This window comes from Actinophytocola oryzae (assembly GCF_004364325.1).
GTDB lineage: Bacteria > Actinomycetota > Actinomycetes > Mycobacteriales > Pseudonocardiaceae > Actinophytocola > Actinophytocola oryzae.
In genome coordinates this window covers 795577-814972 of record NZ_SOCP01000002.1, presented here as the reverse complement: position 1 = coordinate 814972, position 19396 = coordinate 795577, and the positions used below count along the sequence as shown (strand labels likewise).

General features: G+C 71.6%; 19 protein-coding genes. 5 read left to right on the top strand and 14 right to left on the bottom strand.

Annotation, left to right across the window (positions count from 1 at the left end):
* Window position 1: 1 nt before the first annotated feature.
* From CLV71_RS07320 to CLV71_RS07310, 3 genes are read right to left on the bottom strand one after another with little or no spacing between them, the layout of a single operon-like run.
* On the bottom strand, window positions 2–916 hold the full coding sequence (locus tag CLV71_RS07320; RefSeq protein WP_133901819.1) for an ABC transporter permease: 915 nt from the start codon (window positions 914–916) through the stop codon (window positions 2–4).
* Window positions 913–1893, bottom strand: coding sequence for an ABC transporter permease (locus CLV71_RS07315; RefSeq protein WP_133901912.1), 981 nt, complete (start codon window positions 1891–1893; stop codon window positions 913–915). Before CLV71_RS07315 ends, CLV71_RS07320 begins: the two co-directional genes overlap by 4 nt.
* Before the next feature lie 2 nt (window positions 1894–1895).
* Window positions 1896–3473 (bottom strand): ABC transporter substrate-binding protein, encoded by a 1578-nt coding sequence (locus CLV71_RS07310; protein ID WP_133901818.1) that lies wholly within the window; start codon window positions 3471–3473, stop codon window positions 1896–1898.
* On the opposite strand from CLV71_RS07310, the gene pdxA reads away from it, so the two are divergent.
* Genes pdxA through CLV71_RS07295 form a run of 3 tightly spaced genes read left to right on the top strand, consistent with a single transcriptional unit; the run spans window position 3421 to window position 7145 of the window.
* A complete protein-coding gene (gene pdxA, locus CLV71_RS07305; RefSeq protein ID WP_341771460.1) occupies window positions 3421–5874 on the top strand; it encodes a 4-hydroxythreonine-4-phosphate dehydrogenase PdxA in 2454 nt (817 codons plus the stop codon). The genes CLV71_RS07310 and pdxA overlap by 53 nt on opposite strands.
* A 10-nt stretch (window positions 5875–5884) precedes the next feature.
* Window positions 5885–6685, top strand: coding sequence for a DeoR/GlpR family DNA-binding transcription regulator (locus tag CLV71_RS07300; protein ID WP_133901816.1), 801 nt, complete (start codon window positions 5885–5887; stop codon window positions 6683–6685).
* A gap of 22 nt (window positions 6686–6707) precedes the next feature.
* Window positions 6708–7145: an NUDIX domain-containing protein gene (locus tag CLV71_RS07295; RefSeq protein ID WP_133901815.1), complete on the top strand. Its 438-nt coding sequence runs from the start codon at window positions 6708–6710 to the stop codon at window positions 7143–7145.
* On the opposite strand, the gene rox is transcribed toward CLV71_RS07295, so the two are convergent.
* The 4 genes from rox to CLV71_RS07275 all read right to left on the bottom strand — a co-directional run bounded on the left by rox (window position 7130) and on the right by CLV71_RS07275 (window position 12372).
* Entirely contained in the window at window positions 7130–8566 is a 1437-nt protein-coding gene (gene rox, locus CLV71_RS07290; RefSeq protein WP_133901814.1) for a rifampin monooxygenase, read from the bottom strand. The genes CLV71_RS07295 and rox overlap by 16 nt on opposite strands.
* A 280-nt stretch (window positions 8567–8846) precedes the next feature.
* Window positions 8847–9527 (bottom strand): NADPH-dependent F420 reductase, encoded by a 681-nt coding sequence (locus CLV71_RS07285; RefSeq protein ID WP_133901813.1) that lies wholly within the window; start codon window positions 9525–9527, stop codon window positions 8847–8849.
* A 1-nt stretch (window position 9528) separates the two neighbouring features.
* Window positions 9529–11214 carry a methyltransferase gene (locus CLV71_RS07280; protein ID WP_133901812.1) on the bottom strand — a complete coding sequence of 562 codons (1686 nt, stop codon included), beginning with the start codon at window positions 11212–11214 and terminating at the stop codon, window positions 9529–9531.
* Between the two features lie 15 nt (window positions 11215–11229).
* Entirely contained in the window at window positions 11230–12372 is a 1143-nt protein-coding gene (locus CLV71_RS07275; RefSeq protein WP_243866262.1) for a 4-hydroxybenzoate 3-monooxygenase, read from the bottom strand.
* A gap of 395 nt (window positions 12373–12767) precedes the next feature.
* Between CLV71_RS07275 and CLV71_RS07270 the strand changes: the two genes are divergently transcribed.
* Window positions 12768–14318 carry a putative glycoside hydrolase gene (locus CLV71_RS07270; RefSeq protein ID WP_243866261.1) on the top strand — a complete coding sequence of 517 codons (1551 nt, stop codon included), beginning with the start codon at window positions 12768–12770 and terminating at the stop codon, window positions 14316–14318.
* 4 nt (window positions 14319–14322) lie between these two features.
* On the opposite strand, the gene CLV71_RS07265 is transcribed toward CLV71_RS07270, so the two are convergent.
* Together CLV71_RS07265 and CLV71_RS07260 are read right to left on the bottom strand one after the other, a co-directional pair.
* Window positions 14323–14505 carry a DUF3103 family protein gene (locus CLV71_RS07265; RefSeq protein WP_208297424.1) on the bottom strand — a complete coding sequence of 61 codons (183 nt, stop codon included), beginning with the start codon at window positions 14503–14505 and terminating at the stop codon, window positions 14323–14325.
* 11 nt (window positions 14506–14516) lie between these two features.
* The gene (locus CLV71_RS07260; protein WP_208297423.1) at window positions 14517–14714 is read right to left on the bottom strand and encodes a DUF3103 family protein; all 198 of its coding nucleotides are present in this window, start codon (window positions 14712–14714) and stop codon (window positions 14517–14519) included.
* Between the two features lie 124 nt (window positions 14715–14838).
* Between CLV71_RS07260 and CLV71_RS07255 the strand changes: the two genes are divergently transcribed.
* The gene (locus tag CLV71_RS07255) at window positions 14839–15765 is read left to right on the top strand and encodes an extracellular catalytic domain type 1 short-chain-length polyhydroxyalkanoate depolymerase (protein ID WP_133901810.1); all 927 of its coding nucleotides are present in this window, start codon (window positions 14839–14841) and stop codon (window positions 15763–15765) included.
* A gap of 6 nt (window positions 15766–15771) precedes the next feature.
* On the opposite strand, the gene CLV71_RS07250 is transcribed toward CLV71_RS07255, so the two are convergent.
* The 5 genes from CLV71_RS07250 to CLV71_RS07230 form a co-directional block, all read right to left on the bottom strand.
* Window positions 15772–16200 carry a cytochrome P450 gene (locus CLV71_RS07250; RefSeq protein ID WP_243866260.1) on the bottom strand — a complete coding sequence of 143 codons (429 nt, stop codon included), beginning with the start codon at window positions 16198–16200 and terminating at the stop codon, window positions 15772–15774.
* Between the two features lie 77 nt (window positions 16201–16277).
* A complete protein-coding gene (locus CLV71_RS07245) occupies window positions 16278–17045 on the bottom strand; it encodes an SDR family oxidoreductase (protein ID WP_133901808.1) in 768 nt (255 codons plus the stop codon).
* Between the two features lie 11 nt (window positions 17046–17056).
* Window positions 17057–17584, bottom strand: coding sequence for a winged helix-turn-helix transcriptional regulator (locus CLV71_RS07240; RefSeq protein WP_133901807.1), 528 nt, complete (start codon window positions 17582–17584; stop codon window positions 17057–17059).
* A gap of 74 nt (window positions 17585–17658) precedes the next feature.
* The gene (locus CLV71_RS07235) at window positions 17659–18372 is read right to left on the bottom strand and encodes a PIG-L deacetylase family protein (RefSeq protein WP_133901806.1); all 714 of its coding nucleotides are present in this window, start codon (window positions 18370–18372) and stop codon (window positions 17659–17661) included.
* A 16-nt stretch (window positions 18373–18388) separates the two neighbouring features.
* The gene (locus tag CLV71_RS07230) at window positions 18389–19306 is read right to left on the bottom strand and encodes a hypothetical protein (protein WP_208297422.1); all 918 of its coding nucleotides are present in this window, start codon (window positions 19304–19306) and stop codon (window positions 18389–18391) included.
* Window positions 19307–19396 lie beyond the last annotated feature (90 nt).

Below are 19396 nucleotides of genomic sequence, written 5' to 3'. Positions count from 1 at the left end.
CTCAGGCCTCCTTCCTCTTCGAACGGGCCGTGCGGTCACGCAGGCCGTCGCCGAGCAGGTTCACGCCGACGACGAGCAGGACGATGAACAGGCCGGGCAGCGTGACGAGCCACCAGGACGTGGTGATGTAGTCCTGGCCGTCGGAGATGATCCGGCCCCAGGTGGCGAACGGGCGCTCCGGCCCGGCACCGAGGTAGGACAGGGCGCTCTCCAGCAGGACCGCCTGTGCGAGCAGCAGGAGCACCACGAGGCTCGCCTGCTTCACGATGTTCGGCACGACGTGCCTGGCGAGGATCGCGATCCTGCGCAGGCCGAGCACGGTCGCCGCGGCCACGTAGGGCTTGCCGCGCTCGACCAGGACGAGCGACCGGGTCAGCCGTGCCACCTCGGGCCACTGCGCGATGGCGATGACGAACGTGATCACGGTGATCGACGGGCCGAACAACGCGACCACGAGCAGCAGCATCAACAGCAGCGGCAGGGACATCTGCGCCTCGAGCAGGCGGGACACCACCGCGTCGACCCAGCCCCGGTAGAAGCCGGCGAGCGCGCCGAGGGTGATGCCGATGACACCCGACACGAGCACGGCCAGGAGCCCGATGACGAGCGAGGTCTGGCCGCCGTGCAGCACGCGGGACAGGACGTCGCGGCCGATCTGGTCGGTGCCGAACAGGTGCCCGTCGGTGAAGGGCGCGAGCCGCCGCGCGCCGAGGTCCTGTTCGTCGGGGCCCTGCAGCGGGAGCACACCGGCCAGCAGCACGGGCACGACGACGAGCAGGGTGCAGATGGCGCCGGTCCAGAGCTTGACCCGGGCACTGCGCCCACGCCTGCGGACCCCCGCGCGGCGGAGGTCCGCCTCGGTGACCCGGCTGGGCCGGGTGGCGGCGGCGGGTGGCGGGGTTGCGGTGACGGTCATACCGTTGCTCCTTCCTGGACGCGCAACGCCGACGGGGCGCTTCGGGCCGAGGTCCTGTCCGTGAGGCGGACTCTCGGGTCCAGCAGCGGGTAGGCGAGGTCGACGAGCAGCTGCACCAGGACGGTGAGCGTGGCGGTGACGAGGACGGTGGCCTGGATCAGCGGGTAGTCGCGGGTCTCGAGTGCGCGGACGACGAGTGAGCCGACACCCGGCCACGCGAACACCACCTCGACGACCACGACGCCGTTGAGCATCGCGGCGAAGCGGGTGCCGAGCGCGGTGAGCACCGGGATGGCCGAGTTCGCCATGCCGTAACGCCAGGTCAGCGCCCGTTCGGACACGCCGCGCCCTCTGGCGACCGTGATGTGCGGCGCGGACATCGCACCGGACATCTCGCGGCCGACCATCCGGCTGATCAACGCGACCTGCAGCAGCGCGACGGTCAGCGTCGGCAACACCAGCCCGCCCCACGTGGCGAACCCGGACGCGGGCAGGATCGGCACCAGCACCGCGAACACCGTGAGCAGCATGATGCCGCTCCAGAACTCCGGCATCGACTGCGCCGCGATCGTGGTGAGGTTGGCGCCGAACTCACGGGCGGTGCCGACGTGCCGCGCCATCCACACGCCGAGCGGCACCGCGACGACCGCGGTCACGATGATCGCCGCCAACGCCAGGGTGATGGTGTAGGGCAGGCGTTCCATCACCACGTCGAGCGCGGGTGCCTGGAAGGAGAACGAGGTGCCGAGGTCGCCGTGCACCAGTCCTTTGAGGAACGTGCCGAACTGGCTGAGGATCGACCCGTCGAGGCCGAACTGCTCGCGGATGCGGGCCAGGTCCTCGTTCGTGGCGGTGGGGCCGGCGTAGGCGTAGGCGGGGTCGCCAGGCGCGAGTCGCAACAGGACGAACACGGCCGTGATGGTCAGCGCGAGCGTGAGCACGCTCTGGCCGATCCGCTTGGCCAGGTATCGAAGCATTCTCACGCCTCCAGCTTCGTCGCACTGAGGTCGTAGGAGTTGTTGGGCGCGAGCAGCAGGTCACGCACGCGGTCCCGTTGTGCCAGTACGGAGTTCGGCACGAACGCCCACAGGCACGGCCAGGTGTCCCACACGGCGTCCTGTGCCCGTGCGAGGAGCTGGTCGCGGCGGTCATCGTCCACTTCGGACGACGCGTCGACGATCAGCTGGGCGACGTCGGGGAAGACGTAGCCCTGGTAGGTGTCGCGGGTGGCTTCCTTCTCCGGCGTGCCGCCGTACATGCCCTGCAGGCTGGTGAGCGCGAGGCCGGTCGGGTTGCCGTAGCCGTTGCCGAGCACGTCCCAGTCGCCGCCCTTGCCCTGGCGCCACGCGGAGATGTCGCCGCCGGGCTGGAACTCGTGCAGCTTCACGCGGACGCCGACGTCGCCGAGCATCTGGGTGACGGCCTCCATCACGAAGGCGTCGCTCGCGAACTCGCCGGACTCCCAGATGAGCGTCAGCTCGAGGTCGCGCACGCCTGCCGCGTCGAGCATCTGCCTGGCCTTGCGCGGGTCGTGGGTGTAGGCGTGGTTGTCGGTGGCGCCACGCAGGGTCGCCGCGACGACGCCGGTGGCCGAGGTGACCGAGCCGGCGAGCACGTCGTTGGCCAGCGCGTGCTGGTCGATGGCGTAGGTGAGGGCCTCGCGCACCTTCGGGTTGGACAGCGGGTGGTCCTCGGGCTTGCGGAAGTTGTAGAAGAGCTGGTTGGTGCGCGTGCCGTCGACGGACTCGACGTGCACACCCGGCAGGCCCGCGAGTTGGTCGGCGGAGTCGGGCGAGATCGTGTCGATCACGTCGACCTCGCCGGAGCGCATGGACACGACGCGGCTGGACTCCTCCGGCACGAACCGCACGCGCACCTCGGGGACGACCGCGCGGGTGCCCCAGTAGTTCTCGTTGCGGCGCAACGTGTAGTCGCCGGTGCCCCGGCTGGACTCGGCGACGACGTAGGGTCCGGTGCCGATGCCGGACTGCAGCTCCTCGGGCTTGTTGTCCTTCGCCGGGGTGATGAGGATGTTGGCCATCAGGTAGTCGAGGACCGGGAACGGCCGCTCGGTGTCGAGCGTGAACGTGCGGTCGTCGAGCTGGTTGACCCTGGGCCACTCGGGGAAGAAGCCGGCGAGGAAGCTGCCCTGCACCTGCTGGTACATGGCGAGCGCGGTGTCGACGTCGGCGACGGCGACCCGGCTGCCGTCCGAGTAGCGGATGTCGTCGCGCAGGCGGACTGTCCACTGTGTCGGGGCGGTCAGCTCGAACCGCTCGGCGAGCACGTTGGTGACCCGCAGGTCCCGGTCGATGCTCGTGAGGCCCTGGCGGACCGCGCGCTGCACGGTGACGGCGGCGTCGAACTGGTTGAGCTTGTTGTCGAGGCTCACGAGTGAGCGGTTGAGCGCCAGCGTCATGGTGCCCGGGCCCGCGGCGCCGGTCGGTCCGGCGCAGGCGGCGAGGGACGGTCCGAACGCCACGCCGGCGCCGACGAGGGCACCGATGCGCAGGAACGAACGCCGCGAAAGCGCTGGCTCGCGTCCAGGTGGGGTCATCGTCGACCTCTCACGTCAATGCGTGTCGCATGTGGATGTTGCGTGGGTCACCGTGACACGAGTTGCGTGTTTCGCGCAAGAGGCTGGCGCGTTTCGCGCATCATGTGTCACGCTGGACACCGCGAACGATATCCTTCGACGGAGCGACAGGAGTGCGATGATCAGCGACGATCGGGTGGCTCTACACGCCGTGGCTGATGATCTCTCCGGGGCTGCGGAGGTCGCTTCGCTGCTCACAACACGCAGTGGGTCGGCCACGCTGGTGTTGGCTGGGCAGCCGCGGGGTGCGGTGTGCGTGACCGATCTCGATGCGCGTCACCTGCCGGCCGAGGAGGTGTCGGCCCGGGTGCTTGCGGCGGTCTCGGCCACGCCGGGCGCACGGGTACTGGTGAAGATCGACTCGCTGCTCCGTGGTCCGCTGGCCGCACTGGTGGGTGCGGTCGGGCCGGTGGTGGTGGCGCCTGCGTTGCCCGCGCTGGACCGGGTGGTGGCCGGCGGGGTGGTCACGGTCGATGGGCGGCCACTGGCGGAGGTGCCCGCGTGGGCGGCGGAAGCCCGGCAGGCACCGACGACGGTGGCGGCGGCGCTGTCGCCTCTGCGGACAACGGTGATCCCCCTGGCGACGATCCGGTCCCCGGAGTTGCCTGCGGCTCTCCGTGCGGCGGTGGCGGCGGGACTGGTCCCGGTCTGCGACGCGACCACCGACACCGACCTGGACGCGATAGTCGTCGCCGCCCCGGACGGCGTGGCGCTCGCGGGCTCTGGCGGGGTGGCCGCCGCCCTGGGCAGGGCGATGGCGCTCCCCCACGCGGCCGAGGGTGACCGTCCCACCACCCCGCACGACGAGCCGCTCACGGACTGGGACGCCACCGCGCCAGACAAGGCACTGACCCGCACCCTGGCAGCGAGCTACCCCGGCCACCCGCTCATCGTGGTCGGCACCGCCGAGGCCGTCGCTCGCGAGCAGGTTCGGCGCCTGATCGCCGAGGGGGCCACCGAGGTCACGCCCGGCGACGCCGACGAACAGGTCATCGAGGCACTGCGCGGCGGAGCCGCGGTCCTGCGTCCCACACCCGGCGCCGCCGTCGACCCGACCCGCTCCCGTGCCATCTCCGCCAGTCTCGCCACACTCGCTGCCCGGGTCGTGGCCGGCACCGACACCCCGCTCGTCCTCACCGGCGGGGAGACCGCCCGGCGCGTACTCGACGCGCTCGGTGTACGCGCACTCCACCCCATCGACTCCGTGCACCACGGGGCCGTCCGCAGCCGTACCGACGACGGGCGGCTCGTCGTCACCCGCCCGGGCAGTTTCGGTGGCCCCGACTCCCTCACCTCCATCGTCGCGGCACTGCGTGGCGAGTGGACCCACCCGACGGAAGGCATGTCACCCATGACCAGCACCAACACCCCGCTGATCGCCGTGACCATGGGCGACGGCGCCGGGGTCGGACCCGAGGTCGTCGTCGGCGCTCTCGTCGAGCCGCGGGACGACTGCCGGCCGGTCGTCGTCGGTGACGCGGCACGGCTGCGGGCCGCCGCGGGGGTGCTCGGCCTGTCCCCCGAGATCGTCACCGTCGAGCGGGTCGCCGACGCCGAGTTCACCCCCGGCCGCATCAACGTCATCGACCTCGGGCTGCTGCCCGCCGACCTGCCGTGGGGCACGCTGTCCAGCGTCGCCGGACACGCCGCCTACGAGTACGTCCGCGTCGCCGCCGAGCTGGCACTCGCCGGTGACGTCCAGGGCATCTGCACCGCCCCGCTCAACAAGGAGGCACTCCACGCCGCAGGCCACCGCTACCCCGGCCACACCGAGATGCTCGCCCACTTCTGCGGCATCGACGAGGTGTCGATGATGCTCTCCACCCCGACCGTGCGGGTCATCCACGTCACCACCCACATCGGCCTCGTCGACGCCGTCAACCGCATCGAGCCGGGACTCGTCGAGCGCACCGTCCGCCGCGGCCACGACGCGCTCGCCAGGGCCGGGATCCCCAACCCCAGGATCGGCGTGTGCGGCATCAACCCCCACGCAGGCGAGAACGGCCTCTTCGGTTACGGCGAAGAGGAAGAGAAGATCGTCCCCGCCATCGAGAAGCTGCGTGCCGACGGCATCGACGCCCGCGGCCCCCTGCCGGCCGACACCGCGTTCTTCGTCGCCGGCCGGGGTGACTACGACCTCGTCGTCGCCATGTACCACGACCAGGGCCACGCGCCCGTGAAGGTGCTCGGCATCGACGCGGGCGTGAACATCACCGTCGGCCTGCCGGTGATCCGCACCTCGGTCGACCACGGCACGGCCTTCGACATCGCCGGTACCGGCAAGGTTGACGTGCGGAGCATGATCGAGGCGCTGCGCCAGGCCGCGCAGATGTCACCGAGGCCCGCCGGGGCAACGAGCTGAGGGGAGCGCCGTGCCGAGCGATGGGCAGCGCCACGGGTCACGCTGGCGCCGGGAGCGGATCGTGCGCCTCGCGTCGACGACCGGGCTCGCGTCGGTCGAGGAGCTGGCCGCCGAGTTCGACGTCACCGCGTCGACCATCCGCCGCGACCTGGCCCAGCTGACCACCGAGGGCAGGCTGGCACGCACCTACGGCGGCGCCATCGCGCTCGACCCGCACCCGGAGAGCACGCTGCGCCAACGCATCGGCGACGCGTTCGAGCAGAAGCAGGGCATCGCGCGCTGGGCGGCAGGCCAGGTCCGTCCCGGGGAGAACGTGCTGCTCGACGCGGGCTCCACCGTCGGCGCGCTCGCCCTGGAACTACGCACGACGTTCCCCCTGACCGTCGCGACGACGAGCATGACCGTCCTCCAGGCGCTGGCCGACGTCGACGAGATCCACGTCCAGTGCCTCGGCGGCACGCTGCGCCACGTGTCCCAGGGGTTCGTCGGCCCGCTGACCGAGGCCGCGCTGGACCGCATGACCTTCGACCGCGCCTTCCTCGGCGCCGACGGCGTCACCGCCGACAGCGGCATCTGCGAGGCAGAGCTGGACCAGACCCGGCTCAAGGAGCTGATGGCCGACCGCGCCGAGCACGTCTACGTCCTCGCGCACGCGGAGAAGCTCGGCCGCCGCCCCTTCCACGCGTGGGCCCGCCTGCCCCGCGGGTGGACCTTGGTCACCGACGACGGCGTCGACCCGGCCGCCCTGGCGCCCTTCCTGGCCGCGGGCATCCGCACGGTCGTCACCGACGCCGACGGCACGCAGGTCTGACTCCGTCGAGGAGAATGCCCGGGTGTTCTCCTTCCGATGGCGTCCCGTCCCCGCGCGTGTGGCCACGGCGCGTGGGCTGATCCGCGACCCGGACGGCCGGTGGCTGATCGTCCGCCCGGTCGGCAAGCGGCACTGGCAGCTGCCCGGCGGCCGCCTCGAGCGCGGCGAGCCGCCCACCGCCGCGTGCAGGCGCGAGCTGCGTGAGGAGCTGGGCGTCGACCTCGAGCCCGGCCGCCCGCTCGCGGTGACGTGGCGGCCCGCGCGGCGCCGCTCCGCGCGGTTCGCGTTCGTCTTCGACATGGGCACCCACGACGCGCTGGAGATCCGGCTGCAGGCCGCGGAGCTGTCCGAGTGGCGCTGGGCCACGCCGGAGGAGGCGCTACCGCTGCTGAAACCGGACATGGCAGCGGCACTCACCTCCGGCGCGGACCAGGCGACCGCCGTCTACCTGGAGTTCTGAGAGGCCGCGCCGAACCACCTCGGCAGGTGCCCCATCAGGTCCCGCTGGTCCTCACCGACCCACGCCACGTGGCCGTCCGGCCGCAGCAGCGCCGCGGGCACGTCCAGCTCCTCGCTGACGTCCACGACGTGGTCGACCCGCTCCGCCCAGCCCTCCACCGAGAGCCTGCCGGTCTGGTCCAGCAGCAGTCCCCTGCCACCGTGCATCCGCTCGTACAGGCGGCCCCCCTTCAGCTGGATGTCGCGCAGCCGCCTGCCGAGCAGCTCGTGGCCGTCGCCGAGGTCGTAGCGGATCCCGATCGCGGTGACCTTCTCGATCAGGAACCGGGTCACCTCCTCGAAGTCCATCAGCTCGGCAAGGAGCTTGCGTGCCGCCTGGGGACCCGGCTCGAGCGAGGTCAGCTCGACCTGCGCGCGGGTGTTGTCCAGCACGTCGGCGGCCACCGGCCGCCGTTCGGTCTCGTAGGTGTCCAGGAGCCCCTCCGGCGACCAGCCGCCGACCTCGGCGGCCAGCTTCCAGCCGAGGTTGAACGCGTCCTGGATGCCGAGGTTGAGCCCCTGCCCGCCCATCGGCGGGTGGATGTGCGCCGCGTCTCCTGCCAGGAGCACCCGACCGACCCGGTACCGGTCGGCGAGCCGGGTGGCGTCGCCGAACCGGGACAGCCAGCGCGCGGAGTGCACGCCGAAGTCGGTGCCCGCGATCGCCCGGATCTGTTGTTTCAGCTCGTCGATGGTCGGCGGGACAGAGGAGTCCTCTGCCACTCCCGCGGCGGGCGCGACGGCGCGGAACACCCCGCCGCCGATGGGCCCGACCCCGAACCCCTTGTGGGTCTCGCGGGCCTCGGCCACCACCGCCGCCACCGCCTCCGCCGACTCGGTCAGCTCCACCTCGCCGAGCAGCCACTCCTTGCCGGCGGGCTCGCCGGGGAAACCGACGCCGAGCAGCTTGCGCACGGTGCTGCGCCCGCCGTCGCACCCGACGACGTAGCGGGAACGCAGCCGCGTGCCGTCGGCCAGCTCGACGGTCGCACCGTCCTCGTCCTGGCTCAGGCCGACCAGCTCGCAGCCGCGCCGGATCTCGGCGCCGACCTCGGCGGCGTGCTCGTACAGCAGGCGGTCGGTGATGGTCTGCGGGATGCCCAGGGTGTAGCGGTGCGCGGTGTCCAGCCGGTCCGGGGCCGGCCTCATGATGCCCGCGAAGGCGCTGCGGAGCGGGTACTCCGTGCCGAGCGCGAGGAACCGCCCCAGCAGGCCGCGCTGGTCCAGCACCTCGGCGCTGCGTGCGTGGAGGCCGGTCGAGCGCTCGATCCTGGTCGGCTCCGCGTCCTTGTCGAGCACGACCACGTGCACGCCGTGCAGCCGCAGCTCGGCCGCCAGCATCGCGCCGGTCGGACCGCAGCCCACGACGATCACGTCAACCATGAAACCCCCTCGTTCGACGACTTCCGTCTCGGCACGCACACCCCGCGCCGGGCGCCCACGACCGCGCGGCGGAACCCATGTTCGCGCAGGTTGTGGTTACGGCCGCCGATTCTGCGGCACGAGCGGGGTCTTGTGGCAAGCCCCCCGGTGCGCTATATGTTGGAAGTGGCAGGGAGTGAGGTTTCTCCCTGCCTTCGTCGTCCGGGTCAGCGACGGGATCGCGGGCAACGGGGCCCGGCACGCGGCCGGGCCGACGTCGTCCCGAGAGAGTCCGCAGGCGTCAGCGCTGTGCGGCGTCGAGTGCCTCACGCAGTGCCGCCGCGCCGGTCGGGTGGCCGGGCTCCTCCATGAAGTTCTCCGCGCCGCCCGCGTACAACAGGCCGTAGGCCGGAGTCCCCGGCTCGAAGCGCCAGCTGTCCGCCAGCGAACCGGCGTCGAGGGTGTCGTAGCCGATGGCGTCGAGGAACTCCGTCACGCTCTTCTTGGCGTCCTGGTCGTCGCCCGCGATCACGATCGCGCTGCGGTCGTCCGCGCCGGAGGGGCGGGCCAGCTCGGCGAGGTGGCGGAAGAAGATGTTGTTGAAGCCCTTCACCACCCTCGCCCCGGACAGGTGCCCGGCAACCAGCTCCGTGGTGGTCGACGCGCCGCTGTCCAGCTCGGCGATCTGCCCGTCGCGCGCCGGGTAGTAGTTGCCCGTGTCGATCACCACCTTGCCTGCGAGCGGCGCCACGGGCACGTCCCGGAAGTTCTTGACCGGGATGGAAACCACCACGATGTCCCCCGCCAGCGCGGCCTCCTCCGCGGTCGCCGCACGAGCTTTCTCGCCCAGCTCCGCGACCAGGTCACCCAGCGTCTCGGGGCCCCGGGAGTTGCTCAGGACCACGTCGTACCCGGCCGCCACCGCGAGCTTCGCCACGGTCGAGCCGATGTGTCCACTGCCGATCAGTCCAAGTGTCGTCACATCATCTCCCAACGACTCGCGGGGCCGGGTATTCCTGGCCGTCACTCCTCCTGGCGCACAGGACGTGTGCGTCCAGGGGGAGCGGGTGGATGGCGGTGATCTCGAAGCCCGCCCCGGACAGCAGCGCGCGGTAGTGCGCCGCCGTCCTCTCGCGACCGCCGACGTTGCAGAGCATGTGGATGTCCCACGGCACCGCGAGCGAGTCGGTGTCGCAGGTCTCCGGGAGCAGGCGCTCGACGACCAGCAGCTGGGCGTGGTCGGGCATGCCCGAGGCACACGTGGCCAGGATCGCGGCGCAGCGCGTGTCGTCCCAGTCGTGCAGGACGCGGGACAGCAGGTAGGTGTCACCGCCGGCAGGCACGGACTCGGTGAAGTCGCCCGCCACCAGGGTGCAGCGGTCCGCCACGTCGGCCAGCAGGCGTTCGGCGGCGGCCAGGGCGTGCGGGCGCTCCAACAGCACACCCCGGACGTCGGGGTTGGCGCGGAGGACGCGGCCCAGCAGCTCGCCGTTGCCGCCCGCCACGTCGACGACCGTGCCCGCGAACTCGACGACCCTGGTCACCTCCGAGAACATGGGGTTGCTCGCGCCCATGGACCGGTGGAACAGGTCCGCGAGGCCCGGGTCGGCGGCCATGTGCGCGAAGTGGTGGACGCCGAAGACCTTCGCGTAGGACTCGTCTCCCGTGCGGACGGCGTCGGTGAGCGCGGCGAAGGACCGGTAGAACGGGCCGCCGTACATCAGGGCCAGCGGGCGCATCGAGCCGTCGACGTCCGAGCGCAGCAGAGCGCCGGTGTCGGTCAGCTCGTAGCCGTCCGCCGCCGTGTGGACGACGCCGAGGGTGGTCAGGTAGCGCAGGAGCCTGCCGAGGCTCTCCCCGTCCGCGCCGGTGGCCTCGGCGAGGCACGGCAGGTCGGTGGTGGTGGCGAGGTGGTCGGGCAGGCGCAGCTCGGCGGCCGTCGCGATCGCCTGTGTGGCCCAGGCGCCGGTCATCAGCTCCAGGAGGCCGGTGGCGGGTGCCGACGCGCGCCGGTGGGTGTCGACCAGGCCCGGGAAGTGGCCCGCACAGTGCAGCTCGAGGCGGCGGAAGGTCGGGTCGGGGTGGTGGGCGTCGCGGAAGTAGAGGACGGTCGCGTCCTCGACGTCGTTGTAGCCGCCGCCGTCCGGGCGCATCCGGGCCGCGATCACCGACCGCAGACCGTCGAACACGACCGGGTCGGGCTCGGCGATGGCCAGCGCGAAGTGGTTCTCCCTGCCGTGCCTGCGTTCGTCGGCCGCGACCTCGGCCAGCTCCGGCGGGGTGACCATGGCGAAGATCTCCACCTGGCACGGCCGCCCGGCGCGGTCGGCGGCCGTGGCGTGCAGGATGCCCACGGTCAGGTCCGCGGCAGGCAGCCCGTACCGGCTGCTCAGCCGGTCGCGGACCACGACGCTGGGCATGGCGGGGCCGACCTCGACGCCGTGGGCCGCCAGCTCGGCACCCAGCCCGTCGAGGGTGTCGACGAAGATCATCAGTGCCGCGTGGGTGAAGGTCGCGTGCCGGACGACGGCCTCGCGCTCGGCGGCACCGAGGGACGGCATCGCGGTGGCGAGCACCGACTCGGTGTCGTTGGCCTCGACGAGCGCCAGTGCCGCCGAGAGGCGGATGAGGTCCGCCGCGGTGATCGAGGGGGCGGTTGTCAGGGTCATGTTCACTCCCATGGGTCAGATGCCCACGTAGTTCTCGGCGAAGAAGTCCTGGTGGGCACGGGAGTCACGCAGGCTGTCGAGCCGGGCGCGGCGCAGTGAGCGCCGGAACCCGATGTCCGGGTCGTCTCCCGCCGGGGCGTGCAGCAGCTCGATCATCCAGTGCGAGAACTCCTGCGCCCGCCAGATGCGGGGCAGGCAGGTGCGTGAGTAGGCGGCGAGCACGCGCTCGTCGTCGCGGGTGAGGACGTCGGTGATCCCCCGGGCCAGCACCTCTGCGGCCATGATCGCCAGGTTGGCGCCCTTGGCGGCGGACGGGCTGATCAGGCTGGCCGCGTCACCGGCGAGGAACAGCCTGCCGTGCTGGAGCCGGGAGGCGACCGCCGACCGCAGGTGGACGATCCGGCGTTCGGTGACCGGTCCCGTCCGCAGCGGCCAGTACTCGCCGACGCGCATCCGCTCGCCGAGCGCGGTCCAGATCCGTTCTTCGGTCCAGGCCGAGGGCTCGTCGTCGGCCTGGACCTGCAGGTAGTAGCGGGTGACCTGCGGGCCGCGCGCCATGTGGCCCGCGAAACCGCGGTCGTGCAGGGCGTAGGTGACCGCCGCCATGCTCTGCGGGGCCGCCGCGAGCACGGCGAGCCAGGACACACCGTGGTCGCGGGTCGCGGGCCTGCCCGGCACGGCCTGCCGGGTGACACCGTGCCCGCCGTCGCAGCCCGCGACGAACCGCCCGGTGACCTCACCGGCGCCGAACGAGTCGCGGTACCGGACGGTCCCGGTCGCGGGGTCGACGTCGGTGACGGCCACCCCGAACCGCAGCTCGCCACCCCGGTCGAGGTAGCTCGCGACGAGGTCGGTCACGAGGTCCTGCTGGGGGTAGACGACGTGGGACTCGCCCCGGCCGAGCTGGCCGTAGTACAGCGTCAGCTCGCCCTCGCCGGTGCGGAAGACGCACGTGCCGTGCGACCGGCCCGCCCGGAGCAGCCCGCCGGCGAGCCCGTGTTCGGTCAGCACCCGGACGCTGTGCACGCCGAGAAAACCCGCCCTGGCCCTGTTCTGCACGTACTCCCTGCTGTTCCGCTCGAGTACGAGCGTGTCCACTCCGCGTGCTCGCAGGATGTTGCCGAGCACCAGCCCCGCCGGGCCGGCTCCCACGATCACCACACGCACCTGGTCGGTCAGCTCTCCCTCCTCCTGTCGTCGAGTATCCGTACTCGTCCCGATCTGTCGGTCCGCGACCCTAGATGGCAGCGGGTCGGCCGAGACAGCCATGACACACCGTTCTGTCCACATTCACCCGTTCGGGAGGAAGTCCTCACTTCAAGGCGATATCGCCATGTCGGCGCCGCGAAACGTCGACACCCGGCCACCCGGTCCGATGTGGACCGTGCGGTCGCGCCGGCCCGACTCAGTACAGTGGACACGACCCGACCGTCTGCCCGGCTTCTCTTCTGCCGCAACGAAAGACTCGATCGGGTGAATATTGGTTGGCTCTGCACGGCACGGGCATACCCACCCCGCTGGCTGGTGCGCGGAAGCGGGAGGAGTTCGGCGTCGTGGGCTGGAGGCAGCGGGGAAGAACGATGGCGCTGGCGTGTGCCGGCGTGGTGGCGCTGGCGGTGGTGGTGCCGCTGGGACTGCAGAGTCTGTCGGCGAGGTTCGCCATCACCGGGATGGCCGAGGGGGCGACGGTCACACCGGAGCGGCTGGCCGACCTGGCCGTCACGGGCAACGTCGACGATGTCGAGGTGCTCCTCGACGGACACACCGTCGAGGTCCGCCGAACCGGTGACCGGCTCGTGCTCGCCTCACCCGACGTCTACGACGGCACCCACACGGTGACCGCCCGACGCGCCCGCACGATGCTCCCGGACAACGAGGTCACCCGCACGGTCACGGTCGACGGAACCCCGCCGCGGCTGAGCGTCGACGACACCGAGGTGACCGACCTGCGTGGCAGGTTCACCCTGCGCGGGCAGGCGAAGGGCGCCTCGGTCGTGACCGTCGACCACACTCCGGCACACCTTTCGGGTGATGCCTTCAACGTGGAACTTCCTTCCGTGCCAACGAGTGTCCTGGTCGTCGCGCGGGACGCGGCAGGCAACTCCACCGCGTCGGAGTACACGGTGCAGACCCGCCACCCCGGTATGCGCGCCGTCCACATGTCCGCGCTCGGCTGGACGTCGGCCGCACTGCGTGACCCGGTGCTGCGGATGGTCGCCGAGCACCGCATCGACACCGTCCAGCTCGACATCAAGGACGAGAACGGCGAGATCGGGTACGACTCGCAGGTGCCGCTCGCCAGGGAGATCGGCGCGACCCGGGGCCACTACGACGTGAAGGCGGTCACGGACGAGCTGCACGCGGCCGGAGTCCGGGTGGTGGGCAGGCTCGTGGCCTTCCGGGACCCCATCCTCGCGCAGGCGTCCTGGCGCGCGGGCAGAACCGACCGCGTCCTGCAGACCGGCGACGGCAGGCCGTGGGCGGGTTCCTACGGCGACTTCGCGTTCACGAACTTCGCGAACGAGGAGGTCATCGGCTACAACATCGCGCTGGCGACGGAGGCGGCGAAGCTCGGCTTCGACGACATCCTGTACGACTACGTGCGCAGGCCCGAGGGTGCGCTGACGCAGATGCGGATACCGGGGCTGGTCGGCACGCCGGAACAGGCGATCGCGGACTTCCTCGGACGCAGCCGCACCGCGGTGCGTGCCCACGGCGCGTTCCTCGGCGCCTCCGTGTTCGGCATCGCCGCGTCGCGCCCGACGGCCATCGCACAGGACATCCCGGCCATGGCCGCGAACGCGGACTACATCGCGCCGATGGTGTACCCGTCGCACTGGGGACCGGGCGAGTACGGCGTCGCGCAGCCGGAGGCCCAGCCGTACGACATCGTGGCCAGGTCCGTCGCGGCGTTCACCGAGCAGATGCGCGGCACCGGCGCGGAGGTGGTCCCGTGGCTGCAGGCGTTCAGTCTCAGGAGGACCTACGGCCCCGCCGAGGTGCAGACCCAGATCAGGGCTGCGGCCGACAGCGGGACGAACTCGTTCCTGTTGTGGGACGCCGCCTGCCACTACGATCCCGCCGCCGTACCGCCCGCCGGGTAGTCCCCTACAGCTGCTCCACCCAGTAGGGCGCCAGGTCCAGCCAGCCGTTCGCCGCGGCGCCGTTGACACGGCCGGTGCTGGTGGTGGACAGGGTGTACCCGCTGTCGACGTAGTCGGGGTCGTCGGTCCACCACGAGGACGGTAGGGCGCCGAGGACGGCATCGACGATCGGCACGTACACGGCCACGTCCACAATGGTCAGCAGCGCGTCGACGAGTCATGACGAAGGCGGCCAGGTTGTACTTGTGGGCCGAGAAGTGGGCGGGTTGTGTCGATGATCTCGAGGCCGAGCGGCAACGCCTTCTCCGTGTAGACGTCGACGACCAGCACGGGACGGGTCGGGACACGCGTCGCGTCGAGGAGCACCTGGCTGCCGTCGGTGTCGTACGCGGTCACGGTCGTGGGTCGGCGAGCGGCCCGTCGGGAACAAACCTGGGCGACGGGCCGTACAGGTCGTCAACGAGTAACAGTTGCCAGCCATCCGGCGCGGGCGGCGCTAGCCTCGCACCGGGAGGCCACGATGACTCGAACCGCGGCGGTGTTCGTCACCATCGCCAGCACGCTGGCGCTCGTCGCCGCCGACGTGCCCCTCCGGCAGGTGGCGTCGGCCGCGGCGCTGGTCGAGGTGACGGACTTCGGCGACAACCCCGGCAACCTGCGCATGCACCTGTACGTGCCCGACTCCGTCCGGCCCGAACCGGCGGTCGTGGTGGCGATGCACGGCTGCACCGGCTCCGGGCCGGGCTACTACCAGTCGAGCGAGTTCGCGTCGCTCGCCGACCGGTACGGCTTCGTCGTCGTGTACCCGTCGGCGTCCGAGCACGACAACTGCTTCGACGTCTGGTCCGACGCGGCCAGAAGCCGTGACGGCGGCAGCGATCCGGACTCCATCGTGTCGATGGTCGACTACGTGAGGGCGCGCCACCACGCCGACCCACGGCGGGTCTTCGCCACCGGCGGCTCGTCCGGCGGCATGGAGACCACCGCCCTGCTCGTGCTCCACCCGGACGTCTTCGCCGCGGGCGCGGCGTTCATGGGCATCCCGTTCGCCTGCTTCCCGAACGAGGCCGACTTCGACCCGTCCCGCCCGTGCTTCACCGGCACCGTCGACAAGTCGCCGCGTGAATGGGGCGATCTGGCCCGCGCGACGAACCCGGACCACGCCGGCCCGTGGCCACGCGTCCAACTCTGGCACGGCACGGACGACACCCTGATCGCCTACTCCCTGCTGCGGGAACAGGTCGACCAGTGGACCGATCTACACGGACTCAGTCCCTCCCCCACCGCGACCGACAGCCCCGCGCCAGGCTGGACACGGGAACACTTCGGCTACGACTGCGGCGCGGGAAAGGTCGAGGCCATCACCGTCGCCGGTGGCGTGCACAACCTGCCGACCGGGGGGATGGCCGCCCACGCCGTCGAGTTCTTCGGCCTCACAACGGGTTGAGGGCGCTCACCGCAGGACCAGCCGTACGGGCAGGTTCTTCGGGCCGCCGACGAAGTTGGAGAGCACCACCTTCCGTTCCCCGGTGATCTCGATCGACTCGATCCTGGGCAGCAGCTCCTCGAACAGCAGGCGCATCTCCTGTTTGGCCAGGTACTGCCCGATGCACACGTGCACGCCGTGACCGAAGGCGACGTGCCGGTCGGGCTGCCGGTCGACGCGGAAGCTGTCGGGGTCGTCGAACACGTCGGCGTCGCGGTTGGCCGACTGGAACAGCAGCATCATCCGGTCGCCCGCGCGGATCCGCTGTCCCCGCAGCACGTAGTCCTCGGCGGCCTGCCGCATGAAGTGCTTGACCGGTGAGGCCCACCGCAACGACTCGTTCACCAGGTGCGGGATCAGCGTCGGGTCCTCCTGCACGCGCCGCAGCTCGGGCACCAGCTCGCGGCTTCGAGAGTTCTCCTTACCCCGTGCGGAAAACAAGGCAGTTCGGCGCTGCAGCTCGAATGTCGGAACTACCAGTTGATCTCGGCCATGAGGAACGGCTCGCTCTCCGGGGCCTCCTTGCGCGCCGACAGAGCACGTTCGGCGGGTGCGCCGACCGGTATCCGCAGCGGCGGGTCGGGCAGCTCGATCGTGTCGGCCACCGCGGCGGCGACCACTTCCGGACTGACGGCCTCACCGCGCAGCACCCCGAGTTCCGCGTACAGCGGGGCGTAGGGATCGTCGTCCTCGAGGAAGACCCTGGCACGCTCTCCGCCACCGGAGGAGACCGCGCCGGGCTGCACGACGCTCACGCTGATGCCGAAGTGACCCGTCTCGATGGCGAGCGTCTCGGCAAGCGCCTCCAGCGCCCACTTGCTCGCGCCGTAGGGGCCGATCATCGGCAGCACCATGCGCCCCTGGGTGCTGGAGACGAACACGAGGCGGCCCGCTCCTCGTTCACGCATCGCGGGGAGCACGCCCTGCGCCACCCGCAGCGCACCCAGGGTGTTGAGCTGGAAGAGCCGTTCGACCTCGGCCAGCGGCACGCTCTCCAGTGGCGCACGCACGGTCTCGCCCGCGTTGCTGACCAGTACGTCGATCTCGCCGGCCTCTCCGACGGCCCGGTCGACGCTCTGCTGGTCGGTGACGTCGAGGCGCAGGCGCTGGTCGACGTCGAGGTCCGCGAGGGTCTCCGGTCGGCGTGCCGTGGCGATCACCCGGTGGCCTCGGCCCGCCAGCTCGACGGCGACGGCCCGGCCGATTCCCCTGGACGCACCGGTGATGAGCACGGAAGACATGGTGGTTCTCCTCATTCGCGAGTCGTGATCGGTTCGAGAAGTCGCCGAGGGCTGTTCATCGCGCCCGACACGGGATCGGGAGCGGACCTCGGCGGCTCGAACCCGGGGCCCGGCTCGGTCCGGATCTCCTGGACCGGGACGACCACGTCGCAGTCCCGGCAGCGTCCCTCGCCGTCGAGCGGAGCGCCGTCCTCGTCGTGGCGCATGGCGCGCCGCGCCCCGGCGGGCGAGTAGTGCGCGTCGCCCCAGTTCATCAGGGCACGCACGATCGGCCACAGCTCGATGCCCTTGTCCGTCAGGCGGTACTCGACGCTTCCGCCCGCGAGCTCGTCACGTGTGAGCACGCCTTCCCGCACGAGGGACTTCAGCCTGCTCGTCAGCACGGCACGGGGAATCCCGAGCTGGGCGGCGAAGTCCCCGAACCGGCGCACCCCGAAGAACGCGTCGCGGACCACGAGGAGCGTCCACCGCTCCCCGACCACCTCCAGCGCCCTGGCCAGCGAGCAGTTGCGGTCGGCGTACGTGCTGGGAAGCGACATGCCCCCGAGGGTAACCTCGTAGTTCACTCAGTGAACTGTTCCGTGTCACAGTTCACTGAACGAACTGTCGCGGGTCAGACGCTGACGACCTCGAAACCCACCGCGTACGTGCAGCCCAGCGCCGTGCCGACCTGGCGGGCCAGTGACTCGAGGAACTCCCCCGGATCACTCATCGCGTGGTCGCCCAGGCCACGCAGGTACTCCGCGTGCGCCTCGAGCGACGCGACCCCTGCCGCGAACGACTCGGTCACGTCCACCCCGTGCTCCGCGCCCGGCACGTTGCTGACCAGCAACGACGACACCCTGTGCGGCTGGAGCCCCTCGTCGAGCAGCTCCCGGAACACCCAGCGGTTGCCCGCGTCCCGCACGCCGTCGAGCACCGCGCGACCCAAAGCGACGTGGTCGGCCTGGTTGGGCATCCCCGGACCCCAGGTGTCGTGGTAGTTGCCCGTGATCACCACGTCCGGCCGGTGCCGCCGGACCGCCCGCGCGATGTCCCGGCGCAACGGCAGCCCGTACTCCAGCACGCCGTCCGGATGGCCGAGGAACTCCACGATGTCGACCCCGACGAGCGCCGCGCCCGCCCGCTCCTCCGCCTCGCGCAGGGGCCCGGCCCGCTCCGGCTCGAGGCCGTCGATCCCCGCCTCGCCGCTGGTCGCCAGGCAGTAGGCGATCGCCTTGCCCTGCCCGGTCCACCGCGCGACCGCCGCGGCGGTGCCGTACTCGAGGTCGTCAGGGTGAGCGACGATGGCCAGCGCACTCGACCAGTCCTCCGCGACATGTTCCACACCCGGACCGTACCGACTAGTCCAGTTCGGCGTCGGCCATCGCGCGGACCAGTGCGGACCAGTCGTCGCGGTCGTCCCGGACGCTGCGGCTGATCTCCACGTGCACGAACGTCGTGCCCTGCCTGGCCGCGTCACGGCCCTGCACGTTGGTGGTGCCCTCCAGGCGGCCGCAGTCCCCGCGCCAGGACCGGCACACGCGCAGGTCGGCGTCGTCGATCCGGTCGGCCACCCGGCTCACGGCGTCGTCGGGGTCGGCCGCGCCCGGCGAGACCACCACGTCGACGTCCGGCAGGTTGTCGTCGTGGAAGCCGTGCAGCTGGACCTGGGGCAGGCCGCGCCCGGCGATGTCGGACGCCACCGCGTGGAACATCGAGTCGGTGCGGTGCGCGACGTCGCCCGCACCGTCGTCGACCCGCCGGTGGGTGCCCGCGACCATCAGGAGCGACCCGGGCACCGCCCGGTAGAGCGCCAACCCGATCTCCTCGGTGTGCAGGTCGAAGTTGGGGTGCGGCACCTCGACCGCCAGCCGGACCGGCGCGGACAGGTCGACCAGGTACCAGCCCCACCCGCGCTCGCCCTTCGGGTTGACCGCGAGCCCGTACCTGCGGCCGGTCCTCTCGTCGGTGCCGGTCCGGACCGTGAACCCCAGCTCGGCGGCCTCGTCCTCGGCGCGCTCCGAGTCGCCTGCCGCCAGTGCCCGCAGGGCCGAGAGCAGCTGACGCCGCTCGGACTGCCTGGGCGCGCGGTAGCGCGCGTCGTCGTGGAGACCGGCGGCGAAGCGGCGAACCTGCGTGCCGAGGTCGGTCGCGGAAAGGGTGTCGCCGCGCGGGGCCGCGGCGGGCTCGTTGCCGTGCCCGACGACGAACGACGTGCCGGCGACGAGCACGGCTCCGATGGCGAGCCACAGGACCGGCTGTCGAAGGAGTCCACTCACCGTCGCGGAGTGTAGAGGGCCCCGATGACTACTAGACCGAAATGTCCAGTCGCAGTAGGCCGTTCGGCGTAAATTCCGGCCCGATTCGAA

Coding starts and splice junctions, on each gene's coding strand:
- CLV71_RS07320 (WP_133901819.1), bottom strand. CDS start 916: ATGACCGTCACCGCAACCCCGCCACCCGCCGCCGCCACCCGGCCCAGC.
- CLV71_RS07315 (WP_133901912.1), bottom strand. CDS start 1,893: ATGCTTCGATACCTGGCCAAGCGGATCGGCCAGAGCGTGCTCACGCTC.
- pdxA (WP_341771460.1), top strand. CDS start 3,421: ATGCGCAGGAACGAACGCCGCGAAAGCGCTGGCTCGCGTCCAGGTGGG.
- CLV71_RS07310 (WP_133901818.1), bottom strand. CDS start 3,473: ATGACCCCACCTGGACGCGAGCCAGCGCTTTCGCGGCGTTCGTTCCTG.
- rox (WP_133901814.1), bottom strand. CDS start 8,566: ATGGTTGACGTGATCGTCGTGGGCTGCGGTCCGACCGGCGCGATGCTG.
- CLV71_RS07280 (WP_133901812.1), bottom strand. CDS start 11,214: ATGACCCTGACAACCGCCCCCTCGATCACCGCGGCGGACCTCATCCGC.
- CLV71_RS07255 (WP_133901810.1), top strand. CDS start 14,839: ATGACTCGAACCGCGGCGGTGTTCGTCACCATCGCCAGCACGCTGGCG.
- CLV71_RS07245 (WP_133901808.1), bottom strand. CDS start 17,045: ATGTCTTCCGTGCTCATCACCGGTGCGTCCAGGGGAATCGGCCGGGCC.
- CLV71_RS07240 (WP_133901807.1), bottom strand. CDS start 17,584: ATGTCGCTTCCCAGCACGTACGCCGACCGCAACTGCTCGCTGGCCAGG.